Source organism: Mycobacterium sp. 134 (assembly GCF_048282715.1).
In the GTDB taxonomy this organism is placed as follows: Bacteria; Actinomycetota; Actinomycetes; order Mycobacteriales; family Mycobacteriaceae; genus Mycobacterium; species Mycobacterium septicum.
Genome location: NZ_JBLVUN010000008.1, coordinates 3984484 through 3997332 on the forward strand (window position 1 = coordinate 3984484; position 12849 = coordinate 3997332).

Genomic DNA, 12849 nt, shown 5'->3' on the forward strand with positions numbered 1-12849 from the left:
TTGGAGCGACGGGACCGACAAGTAGCGGAGCGGATTGGAGCGATGGGCCCGACAAGTCGGCGAAGCGCGTTGGCGATACTGGTCCGCGTGGTGTTCGACTGGGATGCGTTCGAGACGGATTTGAGCCTGGCCGCCGCGACGGCGGTTCGCGAGATGGTCGAGGCGGCCGACGCCGAGACGCCGTACGCAGCGGCGTTCAGCGAGTTCTACGCCGAGACCACCGGGGTGATCGACCTGCCCAACCTGGCACTGGCCACCGAGGAGTCGGTCGATGACCCGGACTGCCGGTTCAGCCCACCCGACTGGGAATACCAGAACTACGAGTGGGCCGAAACCGATTCGCGGTGGGGTGAGCGGCTCAGCGCAGCCGTCACCGGGCTGTCCCGCGCGCAGTGGGAACAGGAATGGGACCGGTTCGCAGAGGCGATGCTCACCATCGCCGCCCGAACCCGCACGACGCTGATCGCCGACGGAACCCTGCCCGACGACGCGGTGGTCTACCTCGACGACGAGGACGCGGACCTTCTCGTTCGTTCGTTGACCGCCGATGAACTGCGGCGGCACTTTCCCGAGTACGTCGCCGCAGCCGAAACCGAACGAAACGTGCTGGCCATGCCGGTCGAGCAGCGGGTGGACGCACTGGCGGCAGCAGCCGGTCTGACCCCCGGGCCGCCCACCGACCTCGGCCGGGAACGCGCGACCGAGCTCCTGCTCGACACCGGTACCGCCGCGGTACCGGTCGGGATTGCGGCACTCGGTCACCCCGAGACCGCCTGGGTGGGCGCCAAACTCCTCGCGGACCTGAACATCGCGACGCCCGAGGTGTTGGACGCACTGTGGGCAGCACTACCGCTGCGCGGCAACGCCCACGACTGGGTGGCGACCGCCCTGGGCCGCCTCGGCGCCGGCCTGGAGGTGTTGGCCCGCACCGAGCTGCGGGCCGACAGCAGGTCGGCCGCGGTCGCCGCACCGTACCGTTCGTTCCGCGATCACGGGCGTGGGCACCCGCCGCTGGATTACGCCCTGCTGGCCGCCGGCCTCGCCGATCCGGCAGTCGCGGCGATCGTGGCAGAGGACCTGAAGCCGGGGCGCGGATATTGCACGCTCGACGCCGCCGACCTCCCCGGGGTCCGGCCCGGGCTCGAGCACACCGAGCCGGTGATCCGTCGCCACGCGGTCATCGTCATCTCTGATCTGATCGGCCCTATGGGCCCCGGCAACCTCGACAGCGATGAGGTGAAGGCCCTGGAGAAACGGATCGACGAGCTGGCCGCGGATGACCCCGACAGCGAAGTGCGCAGGCTCGCCGGCTACCGAGTCCGCACGTAGCTGCAGAACCGGTACCGCAGTCCGGCACTGCTGGTCAGCCAGTCGCCGGTGATCTTGGTCCAGGAATCGTCCAGCTCCGGTGCCATCGCGTCGCCCTCGGCGGGTGGTAGGTCGATGTCGATCTCGGTGACCTCGCAGCGGTCCGCGAACGGCAGCGCTTGTGCATAGATCTGCGCCCCACCGATCACCCAACCCCGGAAGACGTCGTCGAGTCCGGCCAGTACCTCGGCACCCTCGGCCACGTATCCGGGATCGCGGGTGATGACGACGTTGCGCCGCCCCGGCAACGGACGGACCTTGGCCGGCAGCGACTCCCAGGTCAGCCGGCCCATCACCACGGTTTGCCCGAGCGTGAGTTGCTTGAACCGGGCCTGATCCTCAGGTAGCTGCCACGGGATGCCGTTGGCCCGGCCGATGACGCCGGAGGTGGACTGCGCCCAGATCATCGCCAGGCGTCGAAGATCGCCTGCCACATGCTTGCCGGTCATACAGCGACAGGAGCCTTGATCGCCGGGTGCGGATCGTAGTTCACGATCGCGATGTCTTCATAGGTGTAATCGAATAACGAATCCCGCTGTGCCAGAACGAGTTCCGGATACGGCCGGGGCTCGCGGCCGAGCTGCAGGGCCACCTGCTCGACGTGGTTGTCGTAGATGTGGCAGTCACCGCCCGTCCAGACGAACTCGCCGACGCCCAGCCCGGCCTGCGCGGCCATCATGTGCGTCAGCAGGGCGTAGCTGGCGATGTTGAACGGCACCCCCAGGAAGAGGTCAGCGCTGCGCTGATACAGCTGGCAGGACAACTTCTCGTCAGCCACATAGAACTGGAAGAAGGCGTGGCACGGCGGCAGCGCCATCTGCGGGATCTCACCGACATTCCATGCCGAGACGATGTTGCGCCGCGAATCGGGATCACGCTTGAGCAGATCGAGGGCGTTGGAGATCTGGTCGATGTGTTCACCTGACGGAGTCGGCCACGAACGCCACTGCACTCCATAAACCGGACCGAGATCGCCTGTCTCACTGGCCCATTCATCCCAGATGGTGACACCGTGGTCCTGCAGCCACCGCACGTTGGAATCTCCGCGCAGGAACCACAGCAGCTCGTAGATCACCGATTTGGTGTGCACCTTCTTGGTGGTGATCAACGGAAAGCCGGCGGCCAGGTCGTAACGCATCTGGTGCCCGAACAGACTGCGGGTGCCGGTACCGGTGCGATCGGATTTCACCACCCCCTGCTCGGTCACCTTCCGCAACAGGTCCTCGTAGGGGGTCTGGATCGGCACACACTCAGCTTACGTGCCGTCACGGGGAGTAGAACGGTAGCCATGCCGACCACCACAGACACGATCACCACCGCTGACGGCACCTGCCGCGTCACCGTCGCCACGCCGGAGGGAGACGGCCCCTGGCCTGGGGTCGTTTTGTTCCCGGACGCCGGCGGCCTGCGACCCACCATGGAAGAGATGGCGGCCGAGCTGGCCGGATTCGGTTACGTCGTGCTGGTACCCGACGTCTACTACCGCACCCCGGGCTGGGGACCCTTCGACCTCAACACCGTGTTCACCGACCAAGAGCAGCGCAAGCAGCTCTTCGAGCTGATGGGCAGTCTCACCCCCGAGGTCTTCGCCGCCGACGCCGAGGCGTTCTTCGACTACCTCGCGGCGCGGTCCGACGTCACCGGCGAGAAGTTCGGCACCACCGGTTACTGCATGGGTGGGCGGGCCTCCCTGATCGTCGCCACCCGGGTGCCGGAGCGGGTCGCGGCCGCGCTGTCCTTCCACGGCGGCCGGCTGGCAGTCGCCGACGATCCGGACAGCCCCCACCTGCTGGCCGACAAGATCCAGGCCGTGGTCTACGTTGCCGCAGCCGAGAACGACGCCTCCTTCACCGAGGACGACGCCAAGAGGCTGGAAGACGCGCTGTCCGGCGCCGCCGTCGACCACACCATCGAGTTCTATCCCGCAGCGCACGGCTTCGCGGTGCCCGATCATGCGGCGGTGTACGACGAGGCCGCCGCAAAGCGGCACTGGGAGAACACCGAGCGGGTGTTCGGGGCCGCTTTCGCCCCGGCATAGGCCGTAGGCGACGATTGACGGCGTGTATGACCAGCCCTTCTCCGATGAGTCCCATCCCACCGAGCCCGGATTTCGCATCGACCCGGTACTGGCCCGGAGCTGGTTGCTGGTAAACGGTGCACAGTACGAGCGGTTCGCTCCTGCGGCCCGGTCCCGCGCCGACATCGTCGTCCTCGACATCGAGGATGCGGTGGCCCCCAAGGACAAGGTGGCCGCGCGCGAGAAGGTGACGCGGTGGCTGGCCGACGACAACAGCGACTGGGTCCGGATCAACGGCTTCGGCACCCCGTGGTGGGCTGATGACCTGGAGATGCTGGCCGGCACATCGGTCGGCGGTGTGATGCTGGCCATGGTCGAGTCGGTGGACCATGTCACCGAGACCGCCCGCCGCCTGCCCGATGTGCCGATCGTCGCCTTGGTCGAGACCGCGCGCGGCCTCGAACGGATCACCGAGATCGCATCTGCCAAGGGGGCATTCCGGCTCGCGTTCGGCATCGGCGACTTCCGGCGCGATACCGGTTTCGGCGACAACCCGGCCACTCTGGCGTATGCGCGGTCACGGTTCACCATCGCCGCCAAGGCCGCCGGGCTTCCCGGCGCCATCGACGGCCCCACCGTGGGGTCCAGTGCGCTGCGGCTGTCGGAGGCCACCGCGGTGTCGGCCGAGTTCGGCATGACCGGCAAGATCTGCCTGACGCCCGACCAGTGCCCGACGGTCAACGAGGGCCTGGCGCCGTCTCAGGACGAAATCAGCTGGGCCAAGGAGTTTTTCGCCGAGTTCCAGCGTGACGGCGGGGAGATTCGCAACGGGTCGGACCTGCCCCGTATCGCCCGGGCCAACAAGATCCTCGATCTGGCCAGGGCGTACGGCATCCACGAACCCGAGTACAGCGACGATCCGGATCACGTGCCGGCCCCGTCCGACACGTACCACTACTGAGGTTCGCTCAGGCCTGCGGTTTGGCGTCGTTGCGGTGCACGAAGGTATTGATCGCGCGAGCCACACCGCGGCCCGCGTAGATGCCCGCGGCGACGGACACGATGATCATCGCGATGAACATCACCAGCCAGTTGGACCGGCTGTGACTGACGTTCCACCAGATGAACGTGAACAGCAGCGCGCAGACGAAAACGACAATGTCCCGCCAATTTCCGCGGTAGGACATCGCGGCTTCGCGGATTTCACGACTGCGGTCACTTGCATCGATCAAGCCGTCGATTCGCTCGTCGATGCTGGCCTTGAGCCGCGCTTTCCGTTCGACGTCTTCGGCGGGCAGCCGATCCAAAAGATCGAGATCCTTGGTGATCATCCCGCGGATGTCCGGCGGTTTCAGGTTGCCTGCGATCACCCCGAGCATCGCGCCACCGGCGATGGGCGCGGCTCCGAGTGCAAGTTCGGCGATCCCCGGCATTGCTGTCCTCTCGTCAGTCCATCAGCGTGGCAGCCAACGTGCCGCCCAACTCGTAGGCCCGTTCCCGGACGGCTGCGTCGACCACTCCCGTGACTTCGAACACGTCAGCCGCTTTGACCAACGCCAGCCCGGTCACAATCTTGTCGACCGCACTCGCCGCACCGACGGTGTCGTTGTTGCCGTGCACCCACAGCCCGTACGGACGCCCGGCCACGTGATCGAGGCTCGGGTAGTACACGGTATCGAAGAAGTGTTTCAGTGCACCGCTCATATAGCCGAAATTCGCTGTGGTGCCGAACAAATAGCCGTCGGCGGACAACATGTCCGTGACGGTCGCTGCTAACGCGGGCTTCGATTCGACCGTGACGCCCGAGATGTCCGGATCGTGCGTTCCGGCCAGCACTGCTTCCAGGAGCTCTCGCGTCGCCGGAGACGGCGTGTGATGCACCACCAGCAGTGTCTTGGTCATGCCGACCGCTGCTCCTGCAACCGCACCGCCGTGCGCATGGTCTCGCGCGCGCGGCCACGATCACCGGCGAAGTCATACGCGCGGGCCAGCCGGTACCAGCGAACCCAATTGTCCGGGTCGGCTTCCAGCTCGGCCTTGACGGTCATGAACAGTTCGTCGGCCGCATCGCGTTCGATGCGCCCCGATGGCCGCGTCGGCAACTCACTGACATCCAGTTCCATGCCCTGCTCACGCGCGAGCCGAGCCAACCGTTGGTGCGCCAGGCCGGCACGCAGCGTGGTGACCAGCACCCAGATACCGATCAGCGGGAATGCCAACAGCGCCACGCCCAGGCCGATCGCGGCCGGCTCCCCCGAGCCGATGAAGACGAACGCGGCGCGCCCCAGCATCAGGAAGTAGACGATCAGCGCCAGGCACATGAAGCCGATCACCAGTTGGATGCGCAGCGACCGCGCGCCGTCACTCACGACAGATCGAGCAGCGGTTCAATGCCGATGGTCAAACCCGGCCGCTCGCCGATCTTGCGCACAGCCAGCAGCACACCCGGCACGAACGAGGACCGGTCCAGGCTGTCGTGCCGGATGGTCAGGGTCTCGCCCTGGGTTCCGAACAGCACCTCCTGGTGAGCGACCAGCCCCGCCAGCCGCACCGAGTGCACCGGCACGCCGTCCACGTCGGCGCCGCGGGCGCCGTCGAGGCCGGTGCTGGTGGCGTCCGGGTTGGGCGGCATCCCTTTTCGCGCCTCGGCGATGAGCTTCGCGGTGCGTGCGGCCGTCCCGGACGGCGCGTCGGCCTTGTGCGGGTGATGCAGTTCGATGATCTCGACCGATTCGAAGTAGCGGGCCGCCTGCTGGGCGAAGTGCATCGAGAGGACGGCACCGATGGCGAAGTTCGGTGCGATGAGCACCGCCGCCCCGGGCTTTTCTTTGAGCCAGGCCTCGACCTGTTCGATGCGCTCCCAGGTGAATCCGGTGGTGCCGACGACGGCGTGAATACCGTTGCCGATGAGGAACTTCAGGTTGTCCATCACCACATCGGGATGGGTGAAGTCGATGACCACGTCGGTCTTGGTGTCGGTGAGCAACGTCAACGGATCACCCACATCGACCCCGGTCGAAAATGTCAGATCCTCCGCGGATTCGACCGCGTGCACCATGGTCGCGCCGACTTTGCCCTTAGCCCCGAGAACGCCAACTCGCATGGTTGGGAGCCTACTGCCCGGCGCTGTCGGTGATGTTCGGGCCGGTCCGGGAAACCTGTGACCTCTCTTGTCACTGCAGCCTCGGTCCGGCCAGATCTGCCACGGAATCGAACTGAGTTTCGAATCGTGGAAGGGGTGGCGGCCGTTCGGCCCGTCCAGACGTCTAAGGGTTGATGGTGTTCTCGCCGATCTGGCGGCCCCACACGTATTCGGACACGAGCGGTTGACCCATCTCGAGGTGGTTGTACGGGGCGATCGAGGCACCGGTGTCCATCACCAAATAGGGCGCCGGCCAAAGGTCCTTGGTGACCGGCTGCCAGCAGCCGGGCCGGCCCTCGGGCCCGCCCTTGGCGTTGACCCGCGGCAGGTTGTCGGGATAGACGTACGGGTTGCCCACGCCCATCAGGAAGTCCTGCAGCTCAAGCGCGTAGCCGTTGCGGGTCTGGGCGGCGAACTTCGGCGCGGCCTCCGCGTAGTTGCGGACAGAACACGCCAGCGCCGGACTGTTGCGGTCGAGCATCTCGCTGACCGGCATCAGGTCCTGGGCGCCGCGGACCAGATACGGCCCGCCGCGCTCGAAGATGTCGCCCCCGGTGTTGCCGAAACCGACCGCGGCCACCAGAGCCTGATCCAGATTGCCGCGCTGATCGTTGAGCGTGCGCGCGGTGGTGACCGCATTGGTCAGACCATCGAACAGATCCGGGCCGGCATTGGCGTACACCTCACCCAGATCGGCCAGACCCGCGATGTCGCGGCGGATCTGAGGCATCCGCGGGTTCAGATCGCCCAAGATGTCGTTGCCATTGACGATCGACTGGCCGAACTTGTCACCCAGACCGTCGAGGGCTTGGGCGGTGGCCGTCAACGTCTGGTTCAACTTGATCGGGTCGATCTGCTCGGAGATCGCGGTGATCGTCTCGAACAACGTGTTGAACTCCGTCGTCACACCCTGCGCCCGGATCGGCGTGGACGGCGACAACCGCGCCGCCGACGGGTTGGCCGGCGACAAGAACGAGATGTACTTGTTGCCGAACACCGTCGTGGCCCGCAACTCGGCGGTCACGTTCTCCGGGATCAGCTTCAGGTACTGAGGCTTGACATCCAGGGTCAGCTTGGCCTCGGGATTGTCATCCACGGTCACGACATCCACGGAGGCCAGGCGACCGATCGGCACACCGTTGAAGGTGACCTTCGAACCCGGATCCATCGACAGACCGGCCCGTCCGGACAACACGGTCAGCTGCGTCTTCTTCTCGAAGGATCCGCGGAACTGCATCCACGTCAACGTCAGCACCGCGACCAGCAGGAGGATCATCCCCGCTGACGCCGTCTTGTAGGGCGGGTCGTATCGCCAGTGCTTGAACCGTCGTTGGGGCTGGGCCCGCGATGTCGCGGTGGATGAGGCCACGCGCAAACCTCCAACCTGTTGACGCGGCCAACCAGTTGGTCAGCAGAGTGAGCGAGCAGAACTCTCGCAAACGATCAGAGACGACTGCAACTGCACGGGGCCGAGTGCGGCAAACATCAAATTGCGACCGCCACAAGGCGTGCGTCACATCTTGTGGATAGAAGTAACCGAAGTAACGTCCCGCGAGCGCATCACTGGACCGACGCCGTCGCGGATATCGACGCGAGTGAGAACGGCGGCGAAATTGACTGTCAGGCAACCTGATTGCGAGTACCCGCAGCACATGTGCATCTGCCCTCTACGGTGGACCCATGCGTCTGATCCCGCTGGTGCCGTTCGCCGTCGTCGCCCTTCTGTTCATGGGGTGTTCCGACAACGCGGCCGCCGACGCCGACGATCTCAACGGCCGCACCTTTGTCTCGGTCCAGGTCGAGGGCGACCAGATCCCCGGCGGTGGGCCGCTGACCGTCGGTTTCGACGGGAAGCAGATCAGCACCTTCGCCGGCTGTAACCACGGCTCGGGCAGCGCCGACCTGGCCGACGGGCGGATCACGACGCAGCTGGCCATGACGATGATGGCCTGCGCGCCACCGGTCGGCGATTCCGACGCCTGGGTCTCGAAGTTCTTCGACGCCAAGCCCACCTGGTCTCTGTCCGGCGATGCCCTCACGTTGCGCACGGACGCCGCGACCGTGACGTTGCGGGACAAGAAGGTGGTCGACCCCGATCGACCGCTCACCGGTACCACCTGGCAGGTCACCAGCCTGGTGTCCGCTCAGGCGGTCACCACCTCGGTCGCGCTCGAGCAGTCCAAGCCCACGCTGACGATCGGGGACGACGGCGCCGTGAGTGGCTCGACCGGATGCAACCGGATCACCGGCCACGCAACGGTTTCCGGGTCGCCGGCAGTCATCGAGTTCGGCCCGCTGGCCACCACCAGGATGGCCTGCGCACCGGAGGTCGGCGAGGTTGAGCAGGCCGTGCTCCAGGTTCTCAAGGGCACGGTCCAGACCGCAATCGACGCCGACGAACTGAAGCTCTCCGGCACCGACGGCAACGGGCTGGTACTGCGGGCGCAGTGACATCAGGGGGTCACCTCAGAGCGGTGACGCTCCCCGCAGATGCTCGAAGATCAGCGACGTCTGCGTGCCCGCGACATCGGCGTCGGCGTTGAGGTGCTCCACCACGAACGCCCGCAGATCATCGGTGTCCCGAGCGGCCACATGCAGGATGAAGTCGTCTCCCCCGGCCAGGAAGTACACGTCCATCACCTGCGGCAGCTTGCGGATGTGGGCGATGAAATTGCGGATCTTGCCCCGCGCATTCGACTGCAGGCTCACCGAGATCATCGCCTGAAGGCTCAGCCCCACGGCAGCCGGATCGATGTCGGTGTAGAAGCCCCGGATCACTCCGATCTCCTGGAGCCTGCGCACCCGACCGTGACAGGTCGACGCGGCGACACCAACCGCATCGGCCAGCGCGCTGTTGGAAATGCGGGCATCGGCATGCAGCGCCAGCAGGATGCGCCGGTCCACTTCATCGAGCTCGTGCCGAACATCCTTCGGCGAACGGGCCGCACGTCCGGGCAATATTGATGATTCTTCCACCACTAGACGACTATAACGAATCTTTATCGGAGATATTGCTCAATAACCGAAGGTTCTTCACAATTATTTCAGCATCCCAAACTGTGAAGGAGCGATCATGCTCGTCGGTGTCCCGACCGAGATCAAGAACAACGAGTACCGAGTGGCGATCACCCCGGCGGGCGTGGCGGAGCTGACGCGACGCGGGCACGACGTGATCATCCAGGCCGGCGCGGGCGAAGGCTCGGCCATCACCGACAACGACTTCAAGGCCGCAGGGGCTCAGATCGTCACCACGGCCGACCAGGTCTGGGCCGACGCCGAACTGCTCCTCAAGGTCAAGGAGCCCATCGCTGCCGAGTACTCGCGCATGCGCAAGGGCCAGACGCTGTTCACCTATCTGCACCTGGCGGCATCCAAGGAATGCACCGACGCGCTGCTGGCATCGGGCACCACCTCGATCGCCTACGAGACGGTGCAGACCGCTGACGGGGCGCTGCCACTGCTGGCCCCGATGAGCGAGGTCGCCGGCCGGCTGTCCGCACAGGTCGGCTCGTACCACCTCATGCGCACGCAGGGCGGCCGCGGCGTGCTGATGGGCGGCGTCCCCGGCGTCGCACCGGCCGAGGTCGTCGTCATCGGCGGCGGCGTCGCCGGCTACAACGCCGCCCGCATCGCCAAGGGCATGGGCGCCCACGTCACGGTGTTCGACCTGAACATCAACACGCTGCGCAAGATCGACAACGAGACCAACGCCGGCATCGAGACCCGTTACTCGTCGTCGCTGGAGCTGGAAGAGGCCGTCAAGAAGGCCGACCTGGTGATCGGCGCGGTGTTGATCCCGGGCGCCAAGGCCCCCAAGTTGGTCACCAATTCGACCGTGGCCCACATGAAGCCGGGCGCGGTGCTGGTCGACATCGCCATCGACCAGGGTGGCTGCTTCGAGGATTCGCGGCCCACCACCCACGACGATCCGACGTTCGCCGTGCACGACACGGTGTTCTACTGCGTGGCCAACATGCCCGGCTCGGTGCCGCGCACGTCGACCTTCGGGCTGACCAACGCCACCATGCCGTACGTGCTCAAACTGGCCGACAAGGGCTGGAAGGCCGCCTGCGCGGCGGATGCGGCACTGGCCAAGGGGCTCTCGACGCACGAGGGCGCGCTGCTGTCCGAGCAGGTCGCCTCCGACCTCGACATGCCGTTCACCGATCCGGCCACGGTCCTGGCCTGATCTCACGCACCGTCGCCCGGCTGGAGTTCACTCCGGCCGGGCGATGTGCATTTCAGCCCGTAGCCATTCTTGACACGTGTCAAGTATGGTGGCGTCCATGCTGCAGCAGTTGTTTCCCACCGTTCCGATGACCACGAGCGAGGCGCTGGGCGCCTTCGACGCGGCCGAGGCCGTCGAGCCGGAGTTCATGCTCGGCACCTGGCACGGTGCCGAATTGCCCACCGGACATCCGATGGACGGCCTGCTGGCGGCCAGTGGCTGGTGGGGCAAACAGTTCGTCGACGGCGAGACCGTTCACCCGCTGTTGTTCCCCGCCGGTGACGGCGCATCGCTGTGGGCCCTCAACCCGGCGCCGGCCTTCGCGGGCCTTGCGGTGTCGACCAGGATCCCCCTGCTTCGGAACCGGTCGATGTCGGCGCCGATCGCAGCGTTGCGGCCCGTACTACAAACCCGCGCACCCAAGGCCAGGTTGCGGACCACCCGCTACCGCGGCGTCGACACCGCGACGATGGTCTATGACCAGCTGCCCATCAATGACGTGTTCCGGCGCCTGTCCGACGACGCCGTGATCGGGGCGATGGACCTGCGGAACTCCCGCAAGCCCTATTTCTTCGTCCTGGAGCGCGACGACTCCCTGCGGGTGACCTAGCAGCCGCCCGTACGCACGCTGTTCACCACACATTCGGCCGGTGGCTCCACGTCGGTGCTTGGATCGAAAGGGCAAGCGTTACAAGGCCTTTTCCTCCGATCGACGTTCCAGGACTGAGGAGTCACCCATGGTCAACCTGCCCGTCGCGCACCAGCCCCGCCCGCTGCTGCCCGAGCTCTCGGAGTTCTTCGCCGGGATCACCCCGTTCGCCAGCCTGCGGCCGATCTTCGAACGCAACCTCATGCGCATCGAGGACGAGGTCACCGAGGACCACTACGAACTGCGTGCCGAGATCCCCGGTATCGATCCGGCCAACGACGTTCAGATCACCGTGGCCGACGGCCAGCTGACGGTGAAGGCCGAGCGTTCGGAGCGAGCCGACACCACCGCGCGGTCGGAGTTCTCCTACGGCTCATTCCTGCGCACCGTGACACTGCCCGCCGAAGCCGACGAGGACAACATCACCGCCGGCTACGAGCGCGGCATCCTGACCGTGCGGGTGCCGTTGTCGGAGAACCCCGCCGGTGCCCGCCAGATCGAGATCCAGAACACCGAGAACGGCTCGACGGCAATCGAATCCGCCGGGCACTCAGAGTAGCGACGGCAGCACCAGCGCCGTCAACTCACCGATGAGCGGGCGCAGGTTGTCGGCCTTCGGGTCGTCGGCCTGCGACCGTGTCATCACCGCCAACAACAACCGTTGCCCGTTCGGCCCATAGGCGATCCCGACGTCGTTGGTGCTGCCGTAATCCCCGCTCCCGGTCTTGTCGGCTGTGGTCCAGCCCTCCGGAAGCCCGGCACGCACGCTCGAAGTCTGGTTGGCCCGCATCCAGTCCTCCAGCTGGCGGCGCTGCGGCGGGCTCAACGCGTCACCGGCCAGCACCGCGCGGTACCCGACCGCCAATGCCGACGGGGTGGAGGTATCCCGGGGGTCACCGGGTATCGCCGAGTTCAGCTCAACCTCCCAGCGGTCCAACCGGGTGCGCTCGTCTCCGACACTGCGGGCGAAAGCGGTGATACCCGCCGGCCCGTCAATCGTTTTCAGCAGCAGGTTGCCCGCGGTGTTGTCACTGCGCTGCAACGCTGCCTGACACAGCTCCGCCAACGTCATCTCGGCACCGGCATGGGTCTCGGTGACCGGGGAGTTCGGCACGATCGCCTCCGGGTCCACGAAGACCCGGTTGTCCAGCGAAATCTGACGGCGCCCGACCATCTGCAGCACCCGCGCGGCGGCATAGCCCTTGAACGTCGAGCACATCGCGAACATCTCGTCGGCCCGGTTCGTGAGAATCCGCCCGGAATCCAGATTGGCCGCGTACAAGCCGATCAGGGCGTTGTCACGACGTTCCAGTTCCGCGATCTGGTCATCGACCGGCGCCGCGAGAGCCGGTGCGGTGTCACCCACACCGGCACCGACGGCAGCCGCCGCCACGAGCGAACCGATCAGAACATTGCGTCGCGAGAGTCCCGTCATCGGACTCAGC

16 protein-coding genes are annotated in these 12849 nt (G+C 66.3%); 7 read left to right on the forward strand and 9 right to left on the reverse strand.

The window, feature by feature from the left end; genetic code table 11:
- The first annotated feature begins 42 nt into the window (after nucleotides 1-42).
- The gene (locus ACNQVK_RS23770) at nucleotides 43-1329 is read left to right on the forward strand and encodes a DUF4303 domain-containing protein (protein ID WP_418031481.1); all 1287 of its coding nucleotides are present in this window, start codon (nucleotides 43-45) and stop codon (nucleotides 1327-1329) included.
- Here ACNQVK_RS23770 and ACNQVK_RS23775 read toward each other — a convergent pair.
- Both ACNQVK_RS23775 and ACNQVK_RS23780 read right to left on the reverse strand, forming a co-directional pair.
- Nucleotides 1311-1817, reverse strand: coding sequence for a dihydrofolate reductase (locus ACNQVK_RS23775; RefSeq protein ID WP_418031482.1), 507 nt, complete (start codon nucleotides 1815-1817; stop codon nucleotides 1311-1313). The genes ACNQVK_RS23770 and ACNQVK_RS23775 overlap by 19 nt on opposite strands.
- Nucleotides 1814-2614: a thymidylate synthase gene (locus ACNQVK_RS23780; protein WP_418031483.1), complete on the reverse strand. Its 801-nt coding sequence runs from the start codon at nucleotides 2612-2614 to the stop codon at nucleotides 1814-1816. The genes ACNQVK_RS23775 and ACNQVK_RS23780 overlap by 4 nt, the downstream gene beginning before the upstream one ends.
- 42 nt (nucleotides 2615-2656) lie before the next feature.
- Here ACNQVK_RS23780 and ACNQVK_RS23785 point away from each other — a divergent pair, with 42 nt between their 5' ends.
- Both ACNQVK_RS23785 and ACNQVK_RS23790 read left to right on the forward strand, forming a co-directional pair.
- The gene (locus ACNQVK_RS23785) at nucleotides 2657-3406 is read left to right on the forward strand and encodes a dienelactone hydrolase family protein (protein ID WP_418031484.1); all 750 of its coding nucleotides are present in this window, start codon (nucleotides 2657-2659) and stop codon (nucleotides 3404-3406) included.
- Between the two features lie 22 nt (nucleotides 3407-3428).
- Nucleotides 3429-4346, forward strand: coding sequence for an HpcH/HpaI aldolase/citrate lyase family protein (locus tag ACNQVK_RS23790; RefSeq protein ID WP_044517737.1), 918 nt, complete (start codon nucleotides 3429-3431; stop codon nucleotides 4344-4346).
- A gap of 7 nt (nucleotides 4347-4353) precedes the next feature.
- On the opposite strand, the gene ACNQVK_RS23795 is transcribed toward ACNQVK_RS23790, so the two are convergent.
- The 5 genes from ACNQVK_RS23795 to ACNQVK_RS23815 all read right to left on the reverse strand — a co-directional run bounded on the left by ACNQVK_RS23795 (nucleotide 4354) and on the right by ACNQVK_RS23815 (nucleotide 7803).
- Complete coding sequence (locus ACNQVK_RS23795) at nucleotides 4354-4818, reverse strand: hypothetical protein (protein ID WP_276130571.1); 465 nt, start codon at nucleotides 4816-4818, stop codon at nucleotides 4354-4356.
- A 13-nt stretch (nucleotides 4819-4831) separates the two neighbouring features.
- Nucleotides 4832-5287, reverse strand: coding sequence for a flavodoxin family protein (locus tag ACNQVK_RS23800; protein ID WP_418031485.1), 456 nt, complete (start codon nucleotides 5285-5287; stop codon nucleotides 4832-4834).
- Nucleotides 5284-5754, reverse strand: a complete 471-nt coding sequence (locus ACNQVK_RS23805) for a hypothetical protein (protein WP_418031486.1) — start codon at nucleotides 5752-5754, stop codon at nucleotides 5284-5286. Before ACNQVK_RS23805 ends, ACNQVK_RS23800 begins: the two co-directional genes overlap by 4 nt.
- The gene (gene dapB, locus ACNQVK_RS23810; RefSeq protein WP_418031487.1) at nucleotides 5751-6488 is read right to left on the reverse strand and encodes a 4-hydroxy-tetrahydrodipicolinate reductase; all 738 of its coding nucleotides are present in this window, start codon (nucleotides 6486-6488) and stop codon (nucleotides 5751-5753) included. Before dapB ends, ACNQVK_RS23805 begins: the two co-directional genes overlap by 4 nt.
- A gap of 163 nt (nucleotides 6489-6651) precedes the next feature.
- On the reverse strand, nucleotides 6652-7803 hold the full coding sequence (locus tag ACNQVK_RS23815) for an MCE family protein (RefSeq protein ID WP_418034286.1): 1152 nt from the start codon (nucleotides 7801-7803) through the stop codon (nucleotides 6652-6654).
- A 404-nt stretch (nucleotides 7804-8207) separates the two neighbouring features.
- Here ACNQVK_RS23815 and ACNQVK_RS23820 point away from each other — a divergent pair, with 404 nt between their 5' ends.
- Entirely contained in the window at nucleotides 8208-8978 is a 771-nt protein-coding gene (locus ACNQVK_RS23820) for an META domain-containing protein (RefSeq protein WP_418031488.1), read from the forward strand.
- Nucleotides 8979-8993: 15 nt separating this feature from the next.
- On the opposite strand, the gene ACNQVK_RS23825 is transcribed toward ACNQVK_RS23820, so the two are convergent.
- Nucleotides 8994-9506: an Lrp/AsnC family transcriptional regulator gene (locus ACNQVK_RS23825; protein ID WP_090425227.1), complete on the reverse strand. Its 513-nt coding sequence runs from the start codon at nucleotides 9504-9506 to the stop codon at nucleotides 8994-8996.
- Nucleotides 9507-9600: 94 nt separating this feature from the next.
- Between ACNQVK_RS23825 and ald the strand changes: the two genes are divergently transcribed.
- From ald to ACNQVK_RS23840, 3 genes are all read left to right on the forward strand, one after another.
- Nucleotides 9601-10716 (forward strand): alanine dehydrogenase, encoded by a 1116-nt coding sequence (ald, locus tag ACNQVK_RS23830; protein WP_418031489.1) that lies wholly within the window; start codon nucleotides 9601-9603, stop codon nucleotides 10714-10716.
- A 97-nt stretch (nucleotides 10717-10813) separates the two neighbouring features.
- Complete coding sequence (locus ACNQVK_RS23835) at nucleotides 10814-11365, forward strand: DUF4334 domain-containing protein (RefSeq protein ID WP_418031490.1); 552 nt, start codon at nucleotides 10814-10816, stop codon at nucleotides 11363-11365.
- A gap of 127 nt (nucleotides 11366-11492) precedes the next feature.
- Nucleotides 11493-11963, forward strand: coding sequence for an Hsp20/alpha crystallin family protein (locus ACNQVK_RS23840; protein WP_418031491.1), 471 nt, complete (start codon nucleotides 11493-11495; stop codon nucleotides 11961-11963).
- Here the strand turns inward: ACNQVK_RS23840 and bla are convergent.
- Nucleotides 11955-12839 carry a class A beta-lactamase gene (bla, locus tag ACNQVK_RS23845; RefSeq protein ID WP_418031492.1) on the reverse strand — a complete coding sequence of 295 codons (885 nt, stop codon included), beginning with the start codon at nucleotides 12837-12839 and terminating at the stop codon, nucleotides 11955-11957. The two genes, ACNQVK_RS23840 and bla, sit on opposite strands and share 9 nt — an antisense overlap.
- Nucleotides 12840-12849: the final 10 nt, after the last annotated feature.